Below are 25,400 nucleotides of genomic sequence, written 5' to 3'. Positions count from 1 at the left end.
GGCCTTTAGCGTATGTTTCTTCTTTTTACCACTGTAGAACTTACTCTGATTTTTTTTTCGGGCGTTCGATTGAACATTCTGTCGCATCAATAATGACCCAGTTAAAGTGTTCTTCTGCTGTGGTTATGCTTCGTTTTGGCAGGGTAAAACGTCTTGATTTCATCAATGCATCTTCAACCTTTTTAATGATTCGATTCACATTACTTTCAGCGATATGGTAATTTGCCGCTAATTCTAGTTGAGTGCTGTAGTTGCGTAAGTAATTGAGAGTTAATAACAACTGATCCTCTATATCTAAAGTATGAGGTCGACCTGATTTCTTTTTGAGTGATTCTGCTTTTTCTAGAACCTCTACCATTTCAGTAAAAACTTGTCGAGGTACGCCAACCAAGCGTTTGAATTCAGAATCTGAAAAACGGTTTAATTTCTGATATCTCATGAAATTTATATGGAGGTGATTTTTACTTTCGCAAGAGGTCTACTGCCTTACTTAGTCATGCTTAAGCACTAGCTTTGATTATAATAGCGATTTAACAAACGCTCTAAAATTAATCGCAGAATCTGCTGCGACACTTGCCGGACATCACGCCACTGCTCTGAAATTCGAGCATGTCCAATATAAGGGCATTCAAACAGTAATGTTGGCACTTGAAGTACCTCAGCAATATGTTTATCACTATAACCTGCTCGTGGTATACCTAACCACGTCAGCGGAATTTCTGGGTTTGGGTCGTTAAAATGTTGCTGATACCACACTGAAAAATGTTGAAAAGCATGCAGTAAAATTTTCTGTGTCATCTCATGGGAGGCTGCCCCCCATGACACGGCTAAATCACTATGATCATGTAAATTTAACAAGCAAGTCGTTTCTGATTTATGTCGTTTTACCCAATCCAGTAAGATACGACTTTCAATTTCAGATAAAGCCACTTCACCTTTGTTGCCCTGTGCTTGTTGCCAACCGACACTAAAATTACGATTTAAGTCAACATTACGCGCGTTACGCCGATTCTCATTGGCAACACCCCAAGGATTTAAGCAAGGAATAATGCGTAAATGGTAGGTCGCATGCAATAAAGACAAGGTAGGATGCTGTTTAGTCTGATAAAACAGATCATGTAACATCAACATCAGATTAATGATGGAAGTATATTCTTGTCCGTGCTGCCCCGAAATCATTAATAGGGTAGGCCGATGATTAATGTCCTCAGATGCAATACGCATTTTGCCAATTAAACGGGGTTGAATCCAATATTCGCGGATTTCTAAACCTGTTTCTTCATATCCAAGAACCTGACGACTGACATATTGTGGAAAATCCTGTATCAGTTGATCAAAAAATTCATAACATACCTGCAACATATCGGTGCCAGTCGCAGCCACTTCTGCATTAGATAGATCATACCAAGGGTGTAATGCGCTGCTTTTACCACGCGTGATCTTTTTAGGTTTGCTTAGTTTTTCAGATTTCTTCTCTTTAGCTGGCTTCAGCTCTTTTTTCTTAAGTTGATCGCGGGTTGTATCTTTCACTTTAGGCGCTGATTTATTTTTTTCAGGCTTTGCACTGTGGATATTTTGATCCTCGGATTTTTTATTTTTCATCATTTCACCTATTTCAAGCATGCTGTGATTTAAACATGTTTCTTAAAGCGCCACAAATCAACTGCTGTATAGGAAATGCAAAGCCTAACCCTGCCATTGAGTTTTTTTAAAAATCAGCATTTAATTTTAACCCTCTGATCTATTATCAGCCAAATCAACCATTCGACTTGGTCAAAATTACAGAGATGCGTCCTGCTAGATGCGCATACCCATTTCAATACCGCAAAAAAGAACACTATTCAAGCAACCAAATCTAGCATACAATAGAGAATGATTATTATTTAAATAAAAGAGTGTCTGAGCTTATGTTGGTGGTCAACACGGCCTAAAAAGCCCTATTAAGTGATAATCGAGCAGATGAGCTTGGCTGTGCGGCAGTTTAAACTAAAAAATCTGTTGGCGGATAGCTGGATATACTGCCCTATCCGCCTGACAGCTTAAGCATTCACAGGTGGAAAACCATCTTCTGTTAGCGCGGCAACAATTTGCTGTTGGTCAAGCGTGGTGTTGACTTCAACCAATTTGCTTGCAACATCGATATTGACCTGTGCATTGGGGTCTAAATCTTGGATGGTGGCAGTCACACTACGGGCACAGCCACCACAGGTCATATTGTCGATACGAAATTTCATGTTCGGTTCTCCTGATAAAAGAGGCTCGCCAAATTGAATTTGGCTTAAAATACTACATTCAGATGAGTCATCGCCGCGACAAGAAGCCAATGAATTGACTAAAGTCTGGCGCATTTGGGTTAAGCTATTAATCTTTTGTTCTAAATCGGCAATATGTTCGAGCGTCAGCGCTTTAACATCACGGCTGCTGCGCTCTGGGTTTTGCCAAAGTTGCAGCAAGCTTTGGATTTTGCCAAAATCAAAACCTAAATCACGGGCATGTTTAATAAATTTTAAGGTTTCTACATGTTGGATTTGATAATCACGATAACCGTTCTCACGCCGTGTAGAACGAATTAAACCAATCTGCTCATAATAGCGAATCATTTTGCTAGACAAGCCACTTTGCTGCGCGACAGTTCCAATGTTCATGCTGCTCCCTCAAATTGGGCTTTAAATCGTCGTAGACGTAAAGCATTGCTTAAGACAAAGACTGAAGACAGTGCCATTGCTGCTGCAGCAAACATAGGTGAGAGTAAAATCCCAAACCATGGATACATGAGGCCTGCAGCAAGGGGAATTAGGGCGGCATTATAGGCAAAAGCCCAAAATAGATTTTGACGTATATTGTTTAAAGTGGCATGACTTAAGGCAATTGCATTGGCTACACCTTGCATATTACCAGACATTAGCACCACATCAGCTGCTTCAATGGCAATATCAGTACCTGTCCCCACGGCGATGCCAATATCTGCTTGTGCAAGTGCTGGTGCATCGTTGATACCATCGCCTACAAATGCCACCCGACCATAGTGTTGTTGTAGTGTTTGAATCGCATCGACCTTACCATGAGGTAATACTTCCGCCATTACCTGATCAATCTGAAGCGCTTTTGCAATTGCTTGCGCCGTATGCTGTTGATCGCCTGTGATCATCGCCACCTGTATACCTTGCTGATGTAAGGCTTGAACTGCTGCAAAACTGCTCGGCTTAATAGGATCTGCGACCGCTAAAATCGCAGCAAGTTGTCCATCAATGGCCACAAAAATTGGGGTTTTGGCGGCATTACCCCAATCCTGTACGCGTTCATAAACACTTTGCGTATCAAGATTGAGTTGCTGCATTAGACGTTCAGCACCAATATGTAACAGATGCCCTTTCACCGTTGCTTGAATACCATAACCCGTCAGGGCCTGAAAATTTGTTGCGTTTTCTGGTACTAAGCCACGCTGATCGGCAGCATCTACAATTGCTTGGGCGATGGGATGTTCGGATTGACGCTCTACTGCTGCCACGAGGCTGAGCAATTTAGCTTCATCCCACGGCATGATGAGCTGCAGATCGGTTAAGGTCGGTTTGCCTTCGGTTAGCGTACCTGTTTTGTCAAACGCGACCACTTTGGCTTGTTGAAGCAATTGCAGTGCTTCGCCTTGACGAAACAGAACACCAAGTTCAGCCGCACGTCCTGTACCCACCATAATCGAGGTGGGTGTTGCCAGTCCCATGGCGCATGGGCAAGCAATAATGAGTACAGCTACAGCATTGACCAAAGCGAAACTTAAACTTGGTTCTGGGCCAAATAGCCACCAACCTAAAAAAGTCAATAACGATAAGCCCATGACTACAGGTACAAACCACATGGTCACTTGGTCAATCAGTGCCTGAATCGGTAATTTAGTACTTTGTGCTTGTTCGACCATGTGAATGATTTGCGCTAGGACGGTATGCTGTCCCACAGCATTCACTTGCACTTTTAAATGACCATTTTGATTAATACTTCCGGCAACAACACTATCTCCTGACTGTTTTGCCACCGCCATTGGCTCACCACTGAGCATAGATTCATCGACAAAGCTCTGGCCTTCAAGGATTTGGCCATCTGCTGCGATTCGTTGTCCAGGTCGTACCAACAGTAACATGCCCACTTGAACCTGTTGGATCGGAATCTCTACGCCTTGCCCTGCTTGTTCAATAGTGGCAGTTTGAGGTTGTAGCCCTAAAAGATGCTGAATAGCTAAAGACGTACGTCCTTTGGCGCGTGCTTCAAAATAACGCCCGAGTAGGATTAAAGCTGTAATGACAGCCGCAGCTTCGAAATACACATTTTGGCTGCCAGAAGGTAATAATTGTGGCAAAAAGGTTGCCACCATAGAATAGCTATAAGCAGCTAAGGTACCGACAGCAACCAACGAATTCATGTCAGGATGTAAACGCCATAAAGCAGGCAAACCTTTTTGATAAAACCCACGTCCAGGAAAGATCAGGATGAGGCTGGTGAGTACCCATTGCAGTAACCAACTATTATCCTGTCCAATATGGGTAACGACCCAGTGGTGAAAGGCTGGTATCAAGTGCCCGCCCATTTCTAAGACAAATACGGGTAAAGCCAACACTATGGCAAGCAGAAGATCACGCTTGAGGGTTTGTTGTTGTTGCTGTTTTTGATTGATCGGTTGATCTTGTATTAAGCTCGCATCAAAGCCTGCTTTTTTAACCTGTTCAATTAATTTAAGCGTATCTACTTCATGTTCAGTTTCAATAGTTGCCTGTTCAGTGGCTAAATTGACGTTGGCTTGACGTACACCATCGACTTTTTTTAGGGCTTTTTCGACGCGTGCTACACAAGAAGCACAGGTCATGCCTGAAATGTGTAGTTGAATATTGTCTGATGCAACATCAAAGCCCGCTTTTTGCACCGCTTGCAATAGTTGCGCTCTGGAAGTGGGTGCTAATGCCTGTACATGGGCCTGTTCCGTTGCAAGATTAACTTGAGCCTGTAATACCCCATCGACTTTTTTCAAGGCCTTTTCCACGCGTGCTACACAAGAAGCACAGGTCATACCCATAATTTTTAAGTCAAATTCAGAGACTTGTAAATCAAAGCCTGCCTTTTGCACAGCATGTTGTAAGGCTAGGTAATCTAATTGTTGTGCATGTACCTCAGCGCGCTCGGTGGCGAGATTGACGCTCGCTGTTACACCATCAATTTTATTTAGGGCCTTTTCCACGCGTGCCACACAGGAGGCACAGCTCATGCCTAAAATTTGCAGTTGAACACTTTGCATGTGTAGGTCCCTAAACTTATGCCACGATAGACATAGCATAAACCTTCCCATGATGGGAAGGTCAAGGGTTTTTTACTCTGCCATAATAAATACATCAGGAAAACCGCGCTGTTTAAGCAGTCTAGCTGCTTTAGCGGCACGAATCCCACTTTTACAGACACATACCACACGCTGCGGCGTGATTTGTGTAGGAAGTTGATCGAGATGGGTGAAAATTGAACCTCCAATGGGTTGCTCTATTTCGTGGGGCTCGCGTAGCTCTAAGATTAAATCATGCGCTTCAAGCTGCGCTCGATCTAACCACAATAAACTTTCATCAGGTTCTGGCAATTGATCAAAACGTAAACTGCTGATGTGCCAGTGTTCTAAATCTAAACGTAGCAATTGTCCAAGCGCTGATGTTTCACCATGCAAAATGACATTTAGCACCATATGGGCTTGTAAGCTGGCCAACGTGGCGACCGTTGATGCCAGTACCCCTGTCGTTTGGCAGGAAGCAGCATGTTGTGGTAATTCGGGAAATAAAGCGCGGTAGCTGGGGGTATTTGCACCACAGAATCCGCCTACATAGCCTTGCTCAGCCAAGACTGAGGCACTGATCAAAGGGATTTTGTGCTTTAAACAGGCATCGGAAAGTAAGTAAGTGGTAGCAAAGCGATCGGCTGCATCGACCACAATATCAATCCCTTGAAGTGCTGTTTGAAGATTACTGCTACAAATATGCGCTGCATGTGCTTCAATCGTCACTTCAGGATTCAGCTGTGCTAAGTGAGCCGCAACTGCTGTGGCTTTATTGTGCCCTAAATCTGACATACGAAACATGATTTGCCGATGAAGATTGGACAGTTCAACCTGATCGGCATCATAGATACGTAAATAACCGACACCACTGGCGGCTAGAATGGGCAGTAAAGATGCTGATAAACCACCTGCGCCCACCACAAGGACACGAGCAGCTTGTAAGCGTTGCTGTCCTGTACGACCCACTTGAGGCAGTTGCATTTGTCTGAGATAACGTGTGCTATCTTGCATATTAAAACTCCGCTAAACCAAACAGCGGTGTCGAAGCTTGGGCTAAGTCACGTTTGGGCATGAGCCCTGCTTGAGAGGCAAGGTATCCAGCCTTGACTGCTAATGCAAAGGCTTGAGCCATTGCCACAGGATCTTGGGCTTGTGCAACTGCAGTATTGAGTAACACTGCATCAAAGCCCATCTCTAATGCCAAAGCGGCATGACTCGGTGCGCCAATGCCTGCATCAATAATCAAGGGAATATTGGGAAAGTAGTGACGCATTCGCTTTAAAGCATCGATATGACATAAGCCTTGACCAGAACCAATCGGTGCGCCCCATGGCATGAGGACTTCACAGCCAGCTTCTAACAACTTTTCGGCTACAATTAAGTCGTCCGTGGTATAGGGGAAAACTTGAAAACCATCTTCAGATAAAATGCGTGCTGCTTCGACTAAGGCAAACGGATTGGGTTGCAAGGTATCTGGATGACCAATCACTTCAAGCTTAATCCATGATGTAGCAAACACTTCACGCGCCATATGCGCCGTGGTGACAGCTTCTTTGATGCTATAGCAGCCTGCCGTATTGGGTAAAACGCGGCAATTGACCTGTTTAAGTAAGTCGCGAAAGCCTTGCCCACCTTGACCCTCACGGCGCAAACTTACTGTAATGACCTCCACATCTGCGCTTTGAATCGCTTTAAGTAAATGGTCTGGTGACGGATAGCCTGCTGTCCCTAAAAATAAGCGCGATTGGAGCGTTGTGTCATATACTTGCATGTTAACCTCCTTGCATCGGTGCAAGGACTTCAATTTTCTGCCCAGCACACAATACAGTCGTTGCATATTGGCTGCGTGGTACAAAGTTACCATCGATGGCACTGGCCACGGCAGTACAATCAAACTGCTGCTCTTCGAGCAATTCACTTAAGGTTTGACTTTGGGTGTCTATGCGTTTGCCATTTAAATAGAGGTTCATACTGCACTCCCTGCAATGTGTTGAATGAGTTGTTCTGCTAACCATGGGGCACATAAGAAGCCATGGCGGTGCATACCATTGATATAAAATGCGTTATTTTGGTAGAGAATTTTGGGAATATTGTCCGAATAGGCAGGTCTTAAACCTACACCCGTTTCTATAATTGCAGCTTCTGCAAAAGCAGGATGAATGGTATAGGCTGCGCTCAGTAATTCCATCATGCTGCGGGCGGTCATTGGTTGACGGGAATCGCTTTCTAACATGGTGGCGCCAAGCATAAATTGTCCCTGCGCGCGTGGTACCAAATAACAAGGAAAACGTGGGTGTAATAAACGAATCGGACGTGAAAAGTGTAATTCGGGTTGCCGCAAAATCAGCATTTCACCACGTACGGCGCGTAAAGACAGCTGATCCTGAGCATAAATGCCGCGGCAATCAATGATTTTGCCACGCGGTTGACCCGTATGAATAGCAACCCCTTTTGCAATTAAATTACTTTTCAGTTCAACCAAGACTAAACGTGGATCTAGATGCGCTTCATCTTTAAAAAATAAAGCTTGGCTAAAATGGGTCAGCTCAGCCTCAATATTTGCTGGGGCAACGCATTGATGTTGTGTGGTACGTTTAGAAAAACGCGCTAATTCAGCGTGATCCCGTGCTGCTGCGACTACTAAGGTACCGTTTTGTATTACCTGTGTGCTATAGCGCTGCCACCATGCAATCGCATCAAAATCATGTAAAGCCTGAAAATGAGGTGCAGCCTCTGCTTCACAAAAAGGCGCTAGCATGCCGCCTGCAAAATGTGAGGCCGCTGTGTGCGCAGCAGAACAAATAATTTCAACCGTCTCGCCGTGTGCGTGTAAGGCAGTGGCCACGCATAAACCACTCACACCACTGCCCAAAATTGACCAGTGGCTCATCATAATAACTCAAGAAACATGTTGATCTCCGACAAGAGACCCATGCGACGTGCAGGAAAGACGGACTGCACCTGTAAAACAAGCGATGCCGTATTGAGATGGTCTTCCTACGCCAGCATTAACTGGGTCAGGTTCAAAGGGTCGCTAGCTCGAGTCAAAACTCATCTAGCCTCTCAGTCTCTTTGGAGACTCCCCTGCCTAAAGTTCGTCTATTTAGATAAATTTTGAGTAGCTTGTCAAGCCATCAAGTACAGTCTAGTCGATTTAAATTAACAAAAAATAATGATTTCTTACCCAAAATAGCTCAAAAAACTGTTAGCTTAATTTTTAATATAAATTAAATAGATAGATAAAAAAATGAGTTGTTTTAAAGCCTACGATATTCGCGGTCAATTAGATACAGAGATCACCCCTAAATTTGCTTATGCCTTGGGACATGCTTATGCAGCACTGTTTAAACCGCGCTGTATTGCTGTGGGTGCAGATATTCGTTTAAGTAGTCCCATGCTCAAAACGGCGCTCATTCATGGCTTAAATGATGCAGGGGTAGATGTATTAGATTTGGGTTTAGCAGGCACAGAAGAAGTATATTTCGCGGCTTTTGCACTCGATATTGATGGTGGCATTGAAATTACTGCCAGCCATAATCCAATTGAATACAATGGTATGAAATTGGTTGCTAAAGGTGCACGTCCTATTGGTATAGATAGCGGTTTAAAACAGATTCAAGCCTTGATTGAACAAGGTGAGTTTAGCTGTGCTGAGCATCAGGGGAAAACCACTCGCTATAATATTTTACCTGCCTATACCGCCCATTTGATGAGTTACTTAGATCCGCAGATTCGTCCCCTAAAAATTGTGACCAATCCAGGGCATGGTGCTGCTGGACATGTGGTAGATGCCCTAGAGCAAGCTTTTAAAGCCGCTCATATTCCGATTGAATTGATTAAAATTCAGCATGAACCCAATGGTCATTTCCCAACTGGGATTCCAAATCCGATGCTGATTGAAAATCGTCAGGCGACCGCAGAAGCTGTCCTGCAACATCAAGCCGATTTAGGCGTGGCATGGGATGGTGATTTTGATCGTTGTTTTTTATTTGACGAAAATGGTCAGTTTATTGAAGGCTATTATTTGGTTGGTTTGTTGGCTGAAGCTTTTCTGCAAAAGCAACCAGAGCAGAAAATTGTCCATGAGCCGCGTTTAATTTGGAATACTTTAGATATTATCCAGCATTATCAAGGTATTGCCATTCAGTCCAAATCTGGGCATGCCTATATGAAGCAAGTGATGCGTGAAGAAAATGCGGTGTATGGCGGCGAAATGAGTGCTCATCACTATTTTCGTGATTTTGGCTACTGTGACAGTGGCATGATTCCATGGTTGTTGGTGGTGAACTTACTCTCAGCTAAACAGCGCCCCTTATCCGAACTCACCCAAGCGATGCAGCAACGTTTTCCCTGTAGTGGTGAAATTAACTTTACCGTAAAAGATGCTGCGCATACCATTGCCACTTTAAAGCATCATTTTGCTGAGGATCAGCCTGAACTCGATAGCACAGATGGCTTAAGCTTTGACTTTAAAACATGGCGTTTTAATATACGTGCTTCAAATACCGAACCCTTATTAAGACTGAATATTGAAATTAATCAGGAGAAAGCGACGCAGCCTCTAGATTATTACGTGCAGCTGTTAAGCGGGCTAATTGACAGCACAGCATAAGATTACGCATGGCTTTCACCATGCGTTGCTTTAGAACATTTGAATCGTTTGGACTAAACCGCGAGTTGAAGCATCTAGATGCGATAAATCAGCATGTTCTCGGGTTAACACAGGCAATAACTCATTGGCAATTTCTTTGCCCTTTTCGACACCCCATTGATCAAAGGGATTAATATTCCATAACACCGATTGCACAAACACTTTATGTTCATACAGTGCAATTAGCATACCGAGTGAATAAGGATCCAAAGCCTTGATCAATAAAGTGCTGCTCGGTTGATTACCACTGTAATGTTTATACAGTGGTAAATCCGTGAGGTTCTGTTCAGTTAAAGCATGATTGCCAAATGCCAAGAGACGCGATTGCGCTAAGCAATTTGAGAGTGCTAAATAATGCTGCTCCACCAAAGAGGCTGCATTTTCAATATGACCAAATTGTTCATCATCATAACGATGAATAGGGGCAATAAAATCACAACTGACGTTGCTGGTGCCTTGATGCAACAGTTGATAAAAGGCGTGCTGGGCATTTGGTCCGACTTCACCCCAAATAATGGGGCAAGTATTCACTTCCACAGGGAGATGATTGCGTTGGATGGATTTGCCATTGGACTCCATTTCAAGCTGCTGTAAATAGGAAGTAAAGTATTTCAAGCGACCGTCATACGGCAGTACGGCATGGGTATTAATATTTAAAAAATTAATATTCCAAATGCCAATCAGTGCCATCAGTACTGGAATATTATGGCGTAAATCCGCCAGTTGAAAATGCTGATCAATTGAGTGTGCCCCTGCGAGTAAGCGCTTAAAATGCCCAACCCCAATCGATAAGGCGATGGGCAAGCCTATACAAGACCACAGCGAATAACGTCCACCGACCCAATCCCAAAGCAGAAACTGTTTTTCAGGGGCGATACCCCAATCCGTCATTTTATCTGCTCGAGTAGAGACGCCAATAAAATGATGTTTTAAAAATAACGCAGCTTCGCCCAAACTCGCCTCTAACCATAAGCGCGCAGTTTGTGCATTGGATAATGTATCTATAGTGGTAAAGGATTTAGAGGAAATAATAAACAAGGTGGTTTCAGGACGTAATTTATGCAGAATATCAGATAGTTGGCTACCATCCATGGTCGAAACAAAATGTAGATTTAAGTCTTTCGCTGTTTGACGTTTAAAATCTGACAATGCATGACTGACCATGACAGGACCTAAATCTGAGCCGCCAACGCCAATATTGACTACATCTTGAATGACTTCTCCAGTCACACCGCGATATTGTCCTGCATGAATTTGTTCGACCAGTGCGAACATACGTTGTAATTGCTCATGCACGGCTTGCGCTAAGTCTTGATGAGGTGTGCCATGTTCAGGTAAGCGCAGTGCCCAATGCATGGCGGCACGCTGTTCGGTATAGTTAATTTTTTCTTCTGAAAATAAACGTTTAATCCACGCTGTAAGTTGTTTTTTTTCAGCAAATGCAATCAGTTGATCCAGTATATTGTCGTCTAAGCGTTGCTTACTAAAATCAAAAATGACTTGTTCATGCTGTAGGGATAAACGTTCAAAACGTTGTTGATCATGTTGAAATAAATCATGCAAATGTTGCTGCTGGATTTGATCGGCTAAATGTTTTAAACGTTGTTGTTCTTGTCTGGTCATTTGCGTCCTACTCCAATATAAGCCAAACCTTGATTTTTGACATATTCAGGTCGATAAATATTGCGTCCGTCCAACAATAAAGGATGCTGCATGCGATTGACTAAATGCCGATAATCTAAACTCCAGTATTGACGCCATGGGGTCAGTACACACAGTGCATGTGCATCAATAATGGCATCATATTGTTGTTCACATAGAATCAGGTCATCACGTTCGCCATACATACGTGCAATCGCATTGAGTGCTGCAGGATCATGTAAACGTACAATGGCGCCTTGTGACCATAAGGCAGTGAGCATGGGATGAATCGGTGATTGATGTACGCTCGCGGTATTTTCTTTATAAGATGCGCCCCAGATCGCAATAGTTTTTCCGTTGAGATCGCCATTAAAATAACGCCACAGCTTACGGAACATAAATTCTTTTTGTTCTTCGTTAATTTCCCAGACTTGTTCAAGTAAGCGACTCTTCCCCCCTGCATCTGCCACCGCACGGGTCAAGGTTAAAATATCATGCGAGAAGTGTTCTCCTCCAAAGCCAACCCCTGGAAATAGATAAGTTCCACCAATACGCGGATCAGCTGCCATGGCTGAACGCACATGATGAATATCTACGCCAATCTTTTCAGCAACCAAAGCTAAATCATTAATAAAACTAATTCTTGAGCCGAGCATGCCTGAAATACTGAGCTTACTAAATTCGGCATCTAAAATGGGCATACAGACATATTGCTGTGGTAGCGGGAAAAGTGGTCTTAATAGCTCCTGTAATTTATTTAAACTGTTGCCACAATCACAGCCGACAATCAGTTGCTCTGCATCGGTAAGGCTGCCCAATGCATCACCTTCACGAATATTGTCGGGTAAATATACCCATTCATCATCTTCTAAAATTTGTTGTAAGCGCTGTGTACCATATAAACCAAAGGTCGCAGTATTAATCATGAGCTTTGGATGAATCAGGGGACGTTGTTTAAGATGTTGGGCGATAGACAGAGATTGTTGTTGTTCATGAGGACCTAAGCAAAACCAATATGCATCGATGTCTAAATCTAAATCTTCAAAATAACAGTCGTTTAAAAAGCCTTGTTGTTTTTGTTTAACAATAATGAGTTTTAATACTGGATCATCAAAGTTATTTTCAAGATTAAAATCTTCTGCCAAATGATCACACCAATACACGTCATGACCAGATTCTGCTAATAAGGCACTGATGACGCCGGCATACAGCGTTTTTCCAAATACGGCAACTTTCATATGCTTCCTCTCATTCATGATTATAATGTTTGATTAGCTCACGAAAGGCAGCTCCAAAGGTGGGATGTTGATGGGCATGATGCACGATCGCCTGTAGGTAACCCAATGGACTACCACAATCAAAGCTCTGCCCTTGCATCAGATAGGCGTCTACCTGATCGAGCTGTGCAATGGCATCGGTCAGTTGAATCTCTGCACCTTGTCCGGCAGGTGTGTCTGCTAAGATTTGCATAATTTGACCGGGCAGAATATAGCGACCCACCACAGCTAGTTGAGAGGGTGCCTGATCAAGCGCGGGCTTTTCGACAATGCCCTGCATGGCAATACTTTGTCCGGGTTGTAGTTCGTCACGTACATCAACAATGCCATATTGATCGACACGATTGGCATCTACGGTTTCGACCATCACTTGCGCTGCTTGATGGCGAGCATAGGCCTGCATCATCTGTTTTAAATCAGCATGATCCCCAGCAATCAGCACATCGGGGAGCAAAACAGCAAATGCCTCATCAGGTTCGATTAAATGACGTGCTGCGTAAATCGCATGACCTAAGCCTAAGGCTTGACCTTGGCGCACGCTGGTGATTTGAATATGGGAAGGGATAACTTGCAAGCGCTCGAGTAATTCAGGCTTATTTTTTTGAGTCAGTAATTGCTCAAGCTCAGCATGGCGATCGAAGTAATTTTCGATCGCCGTTTTACTAGCATGAGTGACAAGAATGATATGTTCAATTCCCGCCGCGATGGCTTCTTGCACCACATAATCAATCGCAGGACGATCGACAATGGTGAGCATTTCTTTTGGAATGGCTTTACTTGCAGGCAGGAAGCGGGTTCCAAAACCTGCTACAGGTATTACAGCTTTCTTTATCATTGTTAAAATAAGCGTCATTTTTATAGGTGCTTTCAACCATAATATGAAATGTTGAAAGTTCATGCATTGCTTACAAAAAGTAGCAGTAAAAACAATAAAAATAACGATTTAACGTTGATAGAAGTCGACCTGTGCCTCATTTAAAGGCGTTCTGCCCCGAATATGATCAGCTAATTTCTCTGCCATCATAATCGTCGTTGCATTTAAATTACCGGTAATAATCAGCGGCATAATAGATGCATCAATCACACGCAGTTGTGAAACACCATGCACACGGCCAAAACCATCCACCACAGCCTGATCATCTTCCCCCATTTTACAGCTACCACAAGGATGGTAGGCAGTTTCAGCATGTTGACGTACAAACGCGTCTAGTTCATCATCGCTGTGGGCATGGCGACTTGGGCTAATTTCTTCACCGCGATAGCGATCAAGTGCGGTTTGTTGCATGATCTCGCGGGTAATGCGAATGGCATCACGAAATTCACGCCAATCTTGCTCGTGACTCATGTAATTAAACAAGATACTCGGATGCGCAAACGGATCTTTAGAGCTTAAACGAATGCGGCCTCTAGAGGGCGAACGCATGGAGCCCACATGGGCTTGGAAACCATGTTCATGAATGGCGTTGCTGCCATTATAATTAATCGCCACAGGTAAAAAGTGATATTGAATATTTGGCCAAGTAAATTCGTCAGATGAGCAAATAAAGCCCCCGGCTTCAAATTGATTGCTGGCTCCAATCCCGCTACCTAAAAATAACCATTCTGCGCCAATTTTAGGTTGGTTATACCATTTTAAGGCAGGATATAAACTCACAGGCTGCTTACAACGATACTGTAAATACATCTCTAAGTGATCTTGTAAGTTTTCCCCAACCCCAGGTAAATCCTGCACCACATCAATCTGATGCTCTTTGAGCAGTTGTGCCGCACCGACACCTGAACGTTGTAAAATTTGTGGAGATGCAATCGCGCCTGCGCAGAGTAAAACTTCACGATCAGCAAAAACTTGTATAGGGGCTTGGGTATTTTGACCTTGAATATACTCTACACCAATCGCCGTTTTACCCGAAAATAAAATACGGTTGGTCATGGCATGCGTCACAATGGTTAAATTGTCACGCGTTTTTGTTAAATCTAAATAACCACGCGCTGTACTCGAACGACGCCCCTGTGGCGTGACCGTACGATCCATAGGACCAAAGCCTTCTTGCTGGTAGCCATTTAAGTCATCTGTGCGTGGATAACCGGCTTGGACGCCTGCTTCTACCATAGCGTGGAATAAAGGATTATTGTTGTTTTTAGGCGTTGCAACACAGACTGGGCCTGAGTCGCCGTGGTAGTCATTGCCACCAATGTCGCGGCTTTCAGCTTTTTTATAATACGGCAGGCAGGCGCGATAATGCCAATGTTCTAAGCCTTTTAAGTTGGCCCACTGTTCTAAATCCATGGCATTGCCGCGAATATAGCACATGCCATTAATCAGTGATGAACCACCTAACCCTTTGCCGCGTCCACATTCCATACGACGCCCGTTCATATAGGGCTCAGGGTCAGTTAAATAGGCCCAATTATAGCGCTTGCCTTGTAACGGGTAGGCCAAGGCTGCAGGCATTTGGGTGCGAAAGTCCAAGCGATAATCCGGCCCGCCAGCTTCTAACAATAACACCTTAACTTGAGGATCTTCCGTCAGGCGGGCAGCCAATACGTTGCCCGCTGAGCCTGCTCCAATAATAATATAATCAAAATATTGCATTACACCGCCTTAATCCTGAGCACGAAAGATCGATTGAAAAGGTGCCAGTTCAACTTGCACGGCTTTCAATTGCGTGTAGGCAAGCAAGGTGGTGATACCATTTTCACGACCTACGCCAGAATGCTTATATCCTCCAACAGGCATTTCTGCCGGTGATTCACCCCACGTATTAATCCAACAAATACCCGCTTCAATTTGATGAATGATACGATGGGCACGTACTAAGTCTGGCGAAACGACGCCTGCAGCTAAACCATACGTCGTATTGTTGGCACGGCGAATGACTTCTTCTTCAGTTTCATAGGTCAAAATAGACATCACAGGACCAAAAATTTCGTCTTGGACAATCGACATGTCATCGTGGCAATCACTAAAAATGGTAGGTGCCACAAAAGCCCCTTTTGCACATGCACCTTCTTGATAGCGCTTCGCACCTGTGACGACACGTGCGCCTGCGGCTTTGCCTTGCTCGATATAATCAAGCACTTTTTGCATATGCGGAAAACTGGCCAGTGGACCAAAATTAACGCCTGCTGCCAATGGGTCACCAATTTTGATATAGGGAATACGCTGTAATAATTTTTCTTCAAATGCACCTTGTAAGGCTTTGGGAATAAAGACGCGTGTGCCATTGGTGCATACTTGGCCTGAACTAAAGAAATTGGCCATCATGGCAATATCAGCGGCCAGATCAAGGTCGGCATCTTCACAAATAATTAAAGGTGATTTACCGCCAAGCTCCATGGTGATTTCTTTGAGACTGGATTCTGCGGCACTGGACATGACTTTTTTGCCTGTCACGACACCACCTGTAAAAGAAATTTTCGCAATCTCAGGATGGCGGCTGAGCGCATCACCGACTTCACCACCACCCAGAACCACATTAAATAGGCCTGCTGGTAGGCCTGCTTCAACATAAATCTCAGCAAGTTTTAGTGCAGTGAGTGAGGTATTTTCACTCGGCTTAAACACCATGGCATTACCTGCTGCAAGTGCAGGTGCAGATTTCCATAACGCGATTTGGATCGGATAATTCCATGCGCCAATACCCGCCACAACACCTAACGGTTCACGGCGTGTATATGCAAATGAACTCTCACGCAGTGGAATTTGCTGCCCTTCTAAGGCAGGCGCAAGTCCTGCATAGTATTCAAGTACGTCTGCTCCAGTGACCACATCTACAGTAGAGGTTTCACTCAAAGCTTTACCAGAATCTAAACTTTCAAGAACAGCCAACTCATCGTTACGGGCACGGAGTAAATCGACCGCTTTACGTAAAATTCTTGCCCGTTCAATGGCTGGACGCTTGGCCCAATCACGTTGGGCGGCTTGGGCGGTTTTAACAGCTTCATCAATATCTTGTGGGTCACATGCCTGTAAAACCGCAAGTACTTCACCATTACTCGGATTAATACTTTCAAAACTCTTACGGCCTGCTTTTTGATGATATTGACCGTTGATGTACGGATATTGTTCGCTAAATTTTGGCATGGATGCGTCCTTAAATCTGTTTGAGTTGTTGTTGGATGTAGTCGTGACAAAGTTGTAGGGTTAGATCGGGATCAAATGCGTGTGGACATAACGCGCCTCTGAGCCAAAAACCATCAATTAAAGCTGCAAGTCCGTAAGCCGCTTGATCAGCAGCTTTTGGTGCGATTCGCTTAGCAAATTCATGCTTTAAATTAGAATGTAAGCGGTCATGGTTAATACGCTGTAAACGTTGTAAGTCAGGGTGATGTAAGCTGTTAGCCCAAAAAGCCAACCAAGTCTTCATGGCTGCATGGTCGACTTGAGATTGGGAAAAGTTACCTGCAACAATGGCGTATAAACGTGCTTGTGCTGTGGGTTCGGCATCAGCTAAACACGTTGCAACATCTTGACTCAGTTGCTTGAGTAAATAGCGCATGGTTGCTTCCATTAAACCGTGCTTGTCTTTGAAGTAATGACTAATAATGCCGCTGGATACTCCCGCCCGCCGTGCAATTTGCACGATACTTGCATCATGAAAGCCAAGTTCATTTACCGCACTTAAAGTGGCTTCAATGAGTTGCTGACGACGAATCGGTTGCATTCCAACCTTAGGCATGGCGTTTCCCTTACACTTACATTTAAAAACTTTTTGTTAATTGAACGTTCAATTAAAAAAGATCATAGTCCTAACATATGGACAGTAGCAATTCTAAATTGCTGTGAATTTGTAAATAATAAAGGTGCGGTTTAACGCGTGATGGACAATAAACAAAGTGAAAATCGTGATCAGCTCAACAAAGTCGTGTTTTTTTGTTCAGCTTTTTTGATTGTATGTTTTTCTATTATTACTATTTTTTTTAATGAGCCTGTCAATCAAGCTATTTTGCATGCCTTAAATTGGGTCAGCCGGACCTTTAGCTGGTATTACTTATTGGCTGCCACGCTTTATTTTATTTTTGTGGTCTTTATTGCCTGCTCTCGTTATGGCGAAATTAAACTTGGACCCAAACATTCTAAACCTGAATTTAGTCTACTGAGTTGGTCTGCCATGCTATTTTCAGCAGGGATTGGTATTGACCTGATGTTTTTCTCGGTCGCAGAACCGCTATCACATTATATGAATCCGCCTGTAGGCAGTGGCGAAACCTATGAAGCAGCACGACAAAGCTTAGTCTGGACATTGTTCCACTATGGAATTACCGGTTGGAGTATGTATGCCTTAGTTGGTGTTGCACTGGGTTACTTTAGTTATCGTTATAATTTACCTTTAACCATCCGCTCAGCGCTCTATCCAATCTTTGGTAAACGTATTCATGGTCCGATTGGTCATACGGTCGATACTGCAGCGGTATTAGGTACGATCTTTGGTATTGCCACCACCTGCGGCATTGGTGTGGTACAGCTCAATTATGGTCTACATGTGCTGTTTGATTTACCAGAAAATCTCTGGATGCAAACCGCCTTAATTGCCTTGGCTGTGGTGATTACGATTATTTCTGTGGTGACAGGGGTGAATAAAGGCTTAAGGGTTCTCTCGGAAATTAATATTTATGTTTCGGTAGGCTTATTGCTGTTTATTTTATTATTAGGCAATACCGAATTTTTACTGGCTGCGCTGATTCAGAACTTTGGCGACTATTTGAGTCAATTTCCTAAACTGTCTTTGACCAGCTTTCCTTTTGAGCAACCTAAGGAATGGATGAACAGTTGGACACTGTTTTTTTGGGCATGGTGGATCGCATGGTCGCCTTTTGTGGGCTTATTTTTAGCACGCATTTCACGCGGTCGTACCATTCGTGAGTTTGTAGCTGGTACTCTCATTATTCCATTGTTATTTACCCTCACTTGGTTATCTATTTTTGGTAATAGTGCATTATACAATGTCATTTTTGAAGGCAATCAACAACTCGCTGAAACCGTTTTATCTAATCCAGCCCATGGTTTCTACGACCTACTCGCACAATACCCATTTTTTAGTTTTATTGCTGGGGTTGCAACGATTACCGGTCTGCTCTTTTATGTCACTTCAGCGGACTCTGGTGCGCTCGTACTGGGTAATTTCACCACTAAATTTAGTAATATCAATCATGATTCGCCACGTTGGTTAAGTGTATTCTGGGCAATTACCATTGGTTTATTGACCTTAGCCATGCTGATGACCAATGGTGTCACAGCACTACAGAATGCCACTATCATCATGGGCTTGCCTTTTAGCTTTGTGATTTTCTTTGTTGCAGCAGGATTATTTAAGTCATTACGTTTGGAGGATTTTCGACAAGCCAGTACCTATGCGAGTGCCGCACCTGTTGTGGGTAATGTGGATATTTCCAATTGGCGTCGTCGTTTAACGCGTGTGATGCAACACCCAAATGCACTGCAAACCCGTGGCATGTTAGATCGGGTCTGTCAACCGGCGATGCGGGCTGTTGCCGACGAACTCGAATTGCGTGGTATCACAGCGCAACTGTCTCAAAAAACCCTGGAAGATGAGCCGGAATTGTATCATCTCGATATTCATATCGCCTTAGAGGCAGAAGAAAACTTCGTCTATCAAATTTGGCCAGTACGCTATATCACCCCGAGTTTTAGTCAACGCGGTAAACGTAACGAGAAATATTACTACCGTTTAGAGACCTATCTATTTGAAGGTTCACAAGGCAATGATTTGGTGGGTTATAGCCAAGAACAGGTGATTAACGATATTTTGGACAAATATGAGCGTCATTTAAACTTTCTGCATATTAACCGAAGTAGTCCAGGCACACGCCCGCTTTTCCCTGAACACGAAGGAGAATAACCATGACAAGTGCTTGGCTACATAGTTTTGCCCTGTTCTTTTCTTTGCTGAATCCTTTTCTCATGAGCATCTATATGCTCGGGATTATTCGACATACCGACGCAGGCACTTTTAGCAAAGCACTTATTCAAGGCAGTTTAATTAGTCTGATTGTATTCACTATTTTTGCCAAAACCGGCGAAGCATTTTTTAATGATGTGCTGCATGTACGTTTTGAATCATTTCAAATTTTTGGCGGTCTTATTTTTTTGGTCATTGGTTATCGTTATGTGTTTGAAGGGGCGGATACCATTGGTGTCATGCGCGGTGCACCGCAGCATCTTGCAGGCACCATTGCGATGCCTTTTATGATTGGACCAGGCACCATTAGTGCTGCTGTGATTACCGGCGTGCAATTACCCTTTACGCATACCGTTACTGTGATTGCGTCGACCCTTTTTCTCAGCTGTAGTTTGTTAATCTTAATGAAATATGCACATGATCATTTAAAGACACGTTATTCAAGCTACATTGATTTATACGTGGATATCGTGGGACGCCTTGCCGCACTGCTGATTGGTACCATTGCCATTGATATGATTGTCACGGGTATTTTAGGGGTTTGGCAAGAATAGCGCTGAAATCACGTTACTTTTTCAGCATTTAATTGACATAAACATAAAAAATAACTTTTATAAATAAAACACTTAAATGATTTTTGGAACAATAAATATACAAATGTAAGTCATTTACCCTATGCAATTGAAGATGAAATTCAGCATGATAGTCACATAACAACCCATTTGGATAAATACATGAAGCAATTGAAAAAAATAACTGTTGGTGCGTTCCTTGCTGCAAGTATGCTCAGCACAGCTTTTGCAAATGAGCCAGTAAAAGCCGTAGAGCAACTGGATTTAAATCAATATTTAGGTCAATGGCATGAAGTGGCACGTAAGCCTTTAACTTTCCAAAAGGACTGTGCTTACAATGTGACTGCAAATTACAGTTTAAATAGTAAAGGTAATGTCAATGTAGATAACCGTTGCTATAAAGCAGATGGCACAATGAAACAATCAACAGCAGAAGCTTATGTACAAAATGCGCCTGCAAATTCAAAACTCAAAGTCAGTTTCTTACCCAAAGCGATTCGTTGGATTCCTGTCGCGCGCGGTGATTATTGGGTGTTAAAAATTGATCAAGATTATCAAACTGTATTAGTAGGTGAGCCTAAGAAAAAATATCTATGGGTACTGTCACGTGATCCAGAGCCAAATAAACAAGTGGTGCAAGAGTATTTAAATTACGCGCAATCTATGGGCTATGATTTAAGTGATGTGATCTATACACCGTATAAAGCCAAATAAATTGTTCAGTATTAAAAAGCAGCCTAAAGGGCTGCTTTTTTTATGGCATCTATTTTGCTTATTAGTATTACGTTTTTTAAAAAAAGTATGACTAAAAGGCAAAGCTATGGGGTATGTGACTAAAGAACTTAGCCAACAAAAGAAGATGCTTTTCGGGCTTGGCTCCTTTTTGATTCCAATTTTGATGTGGTGTGCTATTAGTTATGTGCCTATGTTTTGGCACCCACAAGTGCATATTACGGATGCAGGCAGTAGTGCTTTTCTACAAGTGGATAGCAGAGTAGATCGGGCCGAGTTTTATCAGCAGGCACAAATTGCCGTGGATCAAGGCTTGCAACCGCCTCAAGGTCTACTGACCAATCCCATTTATCTGCCTGCACCGCATGAGGTTGCTCGTGCTTTAGTCACCGCATTTACCACCCCACCAGCACAAGACAATGCGCCGTGGTTTCACGAGAGTTTATGGCACAGTATTCAACTGGTATTTAGTGCCTTTTTCATTTCATCTCTCATCGGTATTCCTTTGGGAATTTTATGTGGTTTTTCTAAAACCTTGTCACAACTGACAGAACCGTTTGTGGAGTTCTTTCGTTACTTACCGGCACCTGCCTTTGGTGCACTTGCGGTCGCCATTTTAGGCATTAATGATGCCCCTAAGATCGCTATTATTGTGGTAGGTACCCTGTTCCAACAAATCCTGATTATTGCCAACACCACCAAAGCCGTTGATAAAAGTCTAATCGAAGCGGGTTTTACCCTAGGCACCAATAAAATCAAAAGTTTATTTCATGTGGTAATTCCTGCTGCCTTGCCTGATATTTACCGAGATTTAAGAGTATTGCTGGGCTGGGCATGGACTTACTTGATCGTAGCAGAATTGATTGGTAGTACCTCAGGGATTACCTGGTTTATTACCCAACAAGCACGCTACCAAAATTTCGACAACGTTTTTGCTGCAATTTTAATTATTGGCATCATTGGTCTGATCTGTGATGTGGTGCTAATGAAACTTGGACAACGTCTCTTTCAATGGAAAGCAGGAGTAAAATAATATGATGCATGCCACATACTTTGAAAATCTAAAACAGCGCCCTGTCATCTTAGAAGCCAAACAACTCAGCCAAGTCTTTCAGCAAGCCAAAACCGAGCGCACCGTTTTAAATCAAATTGATCTTAAAATTTATAAACGTGAATTTATTTGTGTCATTGGACCATCAGGTTGTGGTAAATCCACTTTAAGTCGTGTGATTGCAGGTTTGGATCCTTACACTTCTGGCGAACTACGCGTAAACGATGCTTTAGTGACAGGTCCAAGCCCTGAACGTGGCATGGTGTTTCAAGGCTATACCCTATTTCCGTGGAAAACCGTCAAAGAAAACGTGATGTTTGGGCCATTAATGAAGGGCGAAAGTCATTCCTTGGCAGAAGCACATGCGCGAGAATGGATCAATATTATTGGTCTAGATAAATATGAAGATCAGTATCCGCATCAATTATCAGGCGGCATGAAACAACGTGTGGCGATTGCTCGTGCTTTAGTGAATGAACCTAAAGTCTTGCTCATGGATGAACCTTTTGGTGCTCTTGATCCCCACACGCGACAAAAAATGCAAAAGCACCTGATGGATTTATGGGCCAATATTGATATTACGATTATTTTTGTCACACATGACATGGACGAAGCCATTTTACTTGCTGATCGAATTGTGGCTTTAAAGTCCAATCCGGGTGAGATTAAAGAAATTATTGAAGTTGATTTACCACGTCCACGTGATATGGACGTGATGCAAAGCGCTGAGTTTAAAGCCTTAAGACAACGGGTCGATGCGCTTGTGCATATTAATGATGATGAAATCGATCCAGCACTGGCGGATTTACCTAAAATTCCGCGTATGACGCAAGTCAGTGTTAAGTAAAAAAAGCGGCTTATCTTTAAGATAAGCCGCTTTTTTTAAATCAGTTGGCGCTGAAAGTCATGTTGCATAAATTGCTGAATACTCATGTCTTGTTGAATCAAAGCTTCAATATGTTCTGCGATGACATCATATAGACGACTGTAGCGCTGTTGCTCAGGTAGCAATTGTTTGACTTGCATTTGTAAATGTAATAATGCTTCAACATCGTCACATTCTCCCTGTTCAATGGCATACACATAGCCTAGAACAGCACCTTTTAATAGCACATCATAAGCTAAGCCATAATGTAACTGGCATGCAATAGAGCCAAATACACGCTCATTTGCCTCAAGTTTACGTAACGGATCACGCCCCACACGCGCACATGGATCTTGATAAGCATGCGCGCACGAGTCAATAAAGCTTTGGCTCAAACGACTTAATTCTTGACCATGTTGTGGTATCGCTTGTCTTAAGCCTTGTTGTACTTGCGCCAATAACTGCAACATAAAGCGTTTAACTTGCTCATCGGCCAGTGCAACGCCAATATTTTGATGGCCTCGAAGCATGGCATACCAAGCCAACATGGCATGTACCCCGTTCCACAGGCGATTTTTAATCAATTGAATTTGGCTAATATCATCGACTAAATGCATTTGACGCATTTTTTTTAGCAGTGGACTGTTATTTTCCACATACAGGGGCATATCGGTTTCTGCTTGGAACAAAATGAGATCAATATGCTGCAAACTATGGCTAGGCTGGAAGTTTTTTTGTAGATCAGCCACATATAATCCAGCCTGATGCTCCTGCTCGCGACTTAGGTCGGTTGCATCATCTAAATCGACTTGGAGATTTTCTTCTTCTGCTTGTTGTTGTTTGAAGATATTGTATTTAATACGCAGCTGACGATAGAGTTTTTGCTCAGAGAGCTTAGACACCATTCTATTGACGACTGTATCGCAGATAAAATGTCGGTTCAAGATTTCAGATGTCATCTGTTCACTGGTGATCGCAAGCAAGGCTTGTTTTAAGGCCTGTGTGAATAATGCTTTGGCACCGACTTTATTTAAAATCAGCAACAAGGTCAGTCCTTGTTCTGCATCGCCATAGTGTTTAAAACGCGCATAAAGTGCACTGGCAATGGTCGGCATGTCTTCTAATAGGGCAGCTTCAGGTAAGCAAATCGAGACTAAGCTAGACTGAATATACATGTCATGCATTTGTGTTTGATCATGCGCATCAACAATCTGAATATGATCAATCCGCTCATCATAGGAATGCTGTCCATAGCGGATGCAATAGCTGCCAAAGGCATTTACTGTAGATTGGTAGAGTCGATTACGGGTTGAAGCGAAAATTTTATGGGGACGCGTATAGCCATCCCAATGTGATAAAACCTGTGCTAAATAGCCACCACCGATGGCACCAAAGCCATGAATAGCCACTTGACGTTGATTTAAGGTTTGAGGGAATGGTGTATGTAATTCGGGCATCGGTAAAATGGGGACGCAACGGTCTAAATCTTGAAGATAAGACAGGACATCCACATAAAAATAATCAGCCCGCGCTAACATTTCCGCTGTGGGTACTTTTAAGTCTTGAAAGAGAATCGTAATACCACCTGCAGCACTGGCGGACTTTAAGCCATTGTCTGAATCTTCAAACATCAAACATTGTTTTGGAGTTAAATTAATTTTTTCAGCTGCGTTGAGGAAGATTTCTGGATGCGGTTTGCCACGTTGTACTTCATCACCACAGACTAAAACGTCGAAAAATTTATAGACATTGGCATTAATTAAATATTCTTCTGCAATGGCACGGCGACTTGAAGTGGCAACAGCCATTTTTAAGCCAGATTTACGTAGGCGTTCAAGCACTTGGACTAAGCCAGCTTTGACAGGAACGCCATATTGTCGTACGTATTCGAGTTCGAGCTCATCAGCGCGTTTACGAATCAGCGCATAGGGAATATCAGTGCCATACTGTTGTTGCGCGAGCTGCTCTGCACTTTTGGCACTTAAGCCTAAACACTGCATGAGATAATCATGCGAAAATTCTACCCCAATCAGTTCTTTTGACGCTTGTTGTAAAGTATTAAAACGCAGACGTTCAGTATCGAACATCGTGCCATCCATATCAAAAATTGCGCCGTGTATGACATGTGTTTTAAAGTCTAGCATCTGTGTATTTATTCTCCATAAGTGTTTAAGGTTTGCTCAACACCATAGGAAAATTAGATGGATAAATATAGAAAATTAAAAAAATGTAATAATTGAGATTATTTTTTAAGCATTTGACGCGACATAAGCCGCGTTTTTGTAAGATTAAGAAATTTCATGTAAATACTTTGTAAGTTTCAAACTGTATCTTGAGTAACCTAACGTAGTAAAAATGGTTATCTTTAACGTTTTCTTTAATAGAGCTCAGT

Annotated in this window: 19 protein-coding genes, 3 pseudogenes and 1 riboswitch; of the genes and pseudogenes, 6 read left to right on the top strand and 16 right to left on the bottom strand. The window is 43.0% G+C overall.

Annotated elements, in window-relative coordinates:
* From CYK47_RS13365 to CYK47_RS13330, 9 genes and pseudogenes are all read right to left on the bottom strand, one after another.
* Positions 1–439: pseudogene (locus CYK47_RS13365) on the bottom strand (transposase family protein); the annotation flags it as partial.
* Between the two features lie 68 nt (positions 440–507).
* Positions 508–1,602 (bottom strand): M14 family metallopeptidase, encoded by a 1,095-nt coding sequence (locus CYK47_RS13360; protein ID WP_164709205.1) that lies wholly within the window; start codon positions 1,600–1,602, stop codon positions 508–510.
* Between the two features lie 437 nt (positions 1,603–2,039).
* Positions 2,040–2,234 carry a heavy-metal-associated domain-containing protein gene (locus CYK47_RS15510; protein ID WP_164709206.1) on the bottom strand — a complete coding sequence of 65 codons (195 nt, stop codon included), beginning with the start codon at positions 2,232–2,234 and terminating at the stop codon, positions 2,040–2,042.
* Between the two features lie 96 nt (positions 2,235–2,330).
* Positions 2,331–2,645: pseudogene (locus tag CYK47_RS13355) on the bottom strand (MerR family DNA-binding protein); the annotation flags it as partial.
* The gene (locus CYK47_RS13350) at positions 2,642–5,278 is read right to left on the bottom strand and encodes a heavy metal translocating P-type ATPase (protein WP_164709204.1); all 2,637 of its coding nucleotides are present in this window, start codon (positions 5,276–5,278) and stop codon (positions 2,642–2,644) included. The gene CYK47_RS13350 and the pseudogene CYK47_RS13355, both read right to left, overlap by 4 nt.
* Positions 5,279–5,350: 72 nt before the next feature.
* Positions 5,351–6,310 (bottom strand): ThiF family adenylyltransferase, encoded by a 960-nt coding sequence (locus tag CYK47_RS13345; RefSeq protein WP_122902312.1) that lies wholly within the window; start codon positions 6,308–6,310, stop codon positions 5,351–5,353.
* Between the two features lies 1 nt (position 6,311).
* Positions 6,312–7,070: a thiazole synthase gene (locus tag CYK47_RS13340; RefSeq protein WP_122902311.1), complete on the bottom strand. Its 759-nt coding sequence runs from the start codon at positions 7,068–7,070 to the stop codon at positions 6,312–6,314.
* A 1-nt stretch (position 7,071) separates the two neighbouring features.
* A complete protein-coding gene (gene thiS / locus CYK47_RS13335) occupies positions 7,072–7,269 on the bottom strand; it encodes a sulfur carrier protein ThiS (RefSeq protein WP_122902310.1) in 198 nt (65 codons plus the stop codon).
* Positions 7,266–8,192, bottom strand: a complete 927-nt coding sequence (locus CYK47_RS13330) for an FAD-dependent oxidoreductase (RefSeq protein WP_213072434.1) — start codon at positions 8,190–8,192, stop codon at positions 7,266–7,268. Before CYK47_RS13330 ends, thiS begins: the two co-directional genes overlap by 4 nt.
* 84 nt (positions 8,193–8,276) lie before the next feature.
* Positions 8,277–8,395, bottom strand: a riboswitch (TPP riboswitch).
* A gap of 151 nt (positions 8,396–8,546) precedes the next feature.
* Here CYK47_RS13330 and CYK47_RS13325 point away from each other — a divergent pair.
* The gene (locus tag CYK47_RS13325) at positions 8,547–9,911 is read left to right on the top strand and encodes a phosphohexomutase domain-containing protein (protein ID WP_122902308.1); all 1,365 of its coding nucleotides are present in this window, start codon (positions 8,547–8,549) and stop codon (positions 9,909–9,911) included.
* Positions 9,912–9,941: 30 nt separating this feature from the next.
* Here CYK47_RS13325 and pgi read toward each other — a convergent pair whose 3' ends face one another.
* The 6 genes and pseudogenes from pgi to betI all read right to left on the bottom strand — a co-directional run bounded on the left by pgi (position 9,942) and on the right by betI (position 17,547).
* Positions 9,942–11,573, bottom strand: a complete 1,632-nt coding sequence (gene pgi, locus CYK47_RS13320) for a glucose-6-phosphate isomerase (RefSeq protein ID WP_122902307.1) — start codon at positions 11,571–11,573, stop codon at positions 9,942–9,944.
* Positions 11,570–12,673, bottom strand: a pseudogene (locus tag CYK47_RS13315) (UDP binding domain-containing protein); the annotation flags it as partial. The gene pgi and the pseudogene CYK47_RS13315, both read right to left, overlap by 4 nt.
* Positions 12,674–12,839: 166 nt before the next feature.
* The gene (locus CYK47_RS13310) at positions 12,840–13,703 is read right to left on the bottom strand and encodes a UTP--glucose-1-phosphate uridylyltransferase (RefSeq protein WP_122902315.1); all 864 of its coding nucleotides are present in this window, start codon (positions 13,701–13,703) and stop codon (positions 12,840–12,842) included.
* Positions 13,704–13,811: 108 nt separating this feature from the next.
* On the bottom strand, positions 13,812–15,461 hold the full coding sequence (betA, locus tag CYK47_RS13305; protein WP_122902305.1) for a choline dehydrogenase: 1,650 nt from the start codon (positions 15,459–15,461) through the stop codon (positions 13,812–13,814).
* 9 nt (positions 15,462–15,470) lie between these two features.
* The gene (betB, locus tag CYK47_RS13300; RefSeq protein WP_122902304.1) at positions 15,471–16,952 is read right to left on the bottom strand and encodes a betaine-aldehyde dehydrogenase; all 1,482 of its coding nucleotides are present in this window, start codon (positions 16,950–16,952) and stop codon (positions 15,471–15,473) included.
* Positions 16,953–16,962: 10 nt separating this feature from the next.
* Complete coding sequence (betI, locus tag CYK47_RS13295) at positions 16,963–17,547, bottom strand: transcriptional regulator BetI (RefSeq protein ID WP_122902303.1); 585 nt, start codon at positions 17,545–17,547, stop codon at positions 16,963–16,965.
* A gap of 141 nt (positions 17,548–17,688) precedes the next feature.
* Here betI and CYK47_RS13290 point away from each other — a divergent pair, with 141 nt between their 5' ends.
* From CYK47_RS13290 to CYK47_RS13270, 5 genes are all read left to right on the top strand, one after another.
* Positions 17,689–19,728, top strand: coding sequence for a choline transporter (locus tag CYK47_RS13290; protein ID WP_122902302.1), 2,040 nt, complete (start codon positions 17,689–17,691; stop codon positions 19,726–19,728).
* Between the two features lie 2 nt (positions 19,729–19,730).
* On the top strand, positions 19,731–20,342 hold the full coding sequence (locus CYK47_RS13285; RefSeq protein ID WP_122902301.1) for a MarC family protein: 612 nt from the start codon (positions 19,731–19,733) through the stop codon (positions 20,340–20,342).
* Positions 20,343–20,522: 180 nt separating this feature from the next.
* Entirely contained in the window at positions 20,523–21,074 is a 552-nt protein-coding gene (locus tag CYK47_RS13280) for a lipocalin family protein (protein ID WP_122902300.1), read from the top strand.
* Between the two features lie 106 nt (positions 21,075–21,180).
* Positions 21,181–22,125, top strand: coding sequence for an ABC transporter permease (locus CYK47_RS13275; protein ID WP_122902299.1), 945 nt, complete (start codon positions 21,181–21,183; stop codon positions 22,123–22,125).
* Position 22,126: 1 nt separating this feature from the next.
* Positions 22,127–22,990 carry an ABC transporter ATP-binding protein gene (locus tag CYK47_RS13270; protein ID WP_122902298.1) on the top strand — a complete coding sequence of 288 codons (864 nt, stop codon included), beginning with the start codon at positions 22,127–22,129 and terminating at the stop codon, positions 22,988–22,990.
* Between the two features lie 35 nt (positions 22,991–23,025).
* Here CYK47_RS13270 and mtlD read toward each other — a convergent pair whose 3' ends face one another.
* On the bottom strand, positions 23,026–25,152 hold the full coding sequence (mtlD, locus tag CYK47_RS13265) for a bifunctional mannitol-1-phosphate dehydrogenase/phosphatase (RefSeq protein ID WP_122902297.1): 2,127 nt from the start codon (positions 25,150–25,152) through the stop codon (positions 23,026–23,028).
* Positions 25,153–25,400: the final 248 nt, after the last annotated feature.

The sequence above is a fragment of the Acinetobacter sp. B51(2017) genome (assembly GCF_003711395.1).
In the GTDB taxonomy this organism is placed as follows: domain Bacteria; phylum Pseudomonadota; class Gammaproteobacteria; order Pseudomonadales; family Moraxellaceae; genus Acinetobacter.
This window is presented reverse-complemented; position numbering and strand designations above follow the sequence as displayed.

Bases quoted from the DNA above. Each gene is read 5' to 3' on its own strand.
- CYK47_RS13360 (WP_164709205.1), bottom strand. From the start codon at position 1,602: ATGAAAAATAAAAAATCCGAGGATCAAAATATCCACAGTGCAAAGCCT.
- CYK47_RS15510 (WP_164709206.1), bottom strand. From the start codon at position 2,234: ATGAAATTTCGTATCGACAATATGACCTGTGGTGGCTGTGCCCGTAGT.
- CYK47_RS13350 (WP_164709204.1), bottom strand. From the start codon at position 5,278: ATGCAAAGTGTTCAACTGCAAATTTTAGGCATGAGCTGTGCCTCCTGT.
- CYK47_RS13345 (WP_122902312.1), bottom strand. From the start codon at position 6,310: ATGCAAGATAGCACACGTTATCTCAGACAAATGCAACTGCCTCAAGTG.
- CYK47_RS13340 (WP_122902311.1), bottom strand. From the start codon at position 7,070: ATGCAAGTATATGACACAACGCTCCAATCGCGCTTATTTTTAGGGACA.
- thiS (WP_122902310.1), bottom strand. From the start codon at position 7,269: ATGAACCTCTATTTAAATGGCAAACGCATAGACACCCAAAGTCAAACC.
- CYK47_RS13330 (WP_213072434.1), bottom strand. From the start codon at position 8,192: ATGATGAGCCACTGGTCAATTTTGGGCAGTGGTGTGAGTGGTTTATGC.
- CYK47_RS13325 (WP_122902308.1), top strand. From the start codon at position 8,547: ATGAGTTGTTTTAAAGCCTACGATATTCGCGGTCAATTAGATACAGAG.
- pgi (WP_122902307.1), bottom strand. From the start codon at position 11,573: ATGACCAGACAAGAACAACAACGTTTAAAACATTTAGCCGATCAAATC.
- CYK47_RS13310 (WP_122902315.1), bottom strand. From the start codon at position 13,703: ATGATAAAGAAAGCTGTAATACCTGTAGCAGGTTTTGGAACCCGCTTC.
- betA (WP_122902305.1), bottom strand. From the start codon at position 15,461: ATGCAATATTTTGATTATATTATTATTGGAGCAGGCTCAGCGGGCAAC.
- betB (WP_122902304.1), bottom strand. From the start codon at position 16,952: ATGCCAAAATTTAGCGAACAATATCCGTACATCAACGGTCAATATCAT.
- betI (WP_122902303.1), bottom strand. From the start codon at position 17,547: ATGCCTAAGGTTGGAATGCAACCGATTCGTCGTCAGCAACTCATTGAA.
- CYK47_RS13290 (WP_122902302.1), top strand. From the start codon at position 17,689: ATGGACAATAAACAAAGTGAAAATCGTGATCAGCTCAACAAAGTCGTG.
- CYK47_RS13285 (WP_122902301.1), top strand. From the start codon at position 19,731: ATGACAAGTGCTTGGCTACATAGTTTTGCCCTGTTCTTTTCTTTGCTG.
- CYK47_RS13280 (WP_122902300.1), top strand. From the start codon at position 20,523: ATGAAGCAATTGAAAAAAATAACTGTTGGTGCGTTCCTTGCTGCAAGT.
- CYK47_RS13275 (WP_122902299.1), top strand. From the start codon at position 21,181: ATGGGGTATGTGACTAAAGAACTTAGCCAACAAAAGAAGATGCTTTTC.
- CYK47_RS13270 (WP_122902298.1), top strand. From the start codon at position 22,127: ATGATGCATGCCACATACTTTGAAAATCTAAAACAGCGCCCTGTCATC.
- mtlD (WP_122902297.1), bottom strand. From the start codon at position 25,152: ATGCTAGACTTTAAAACACATGTCATACACGGCGCAATTTTTGATATG.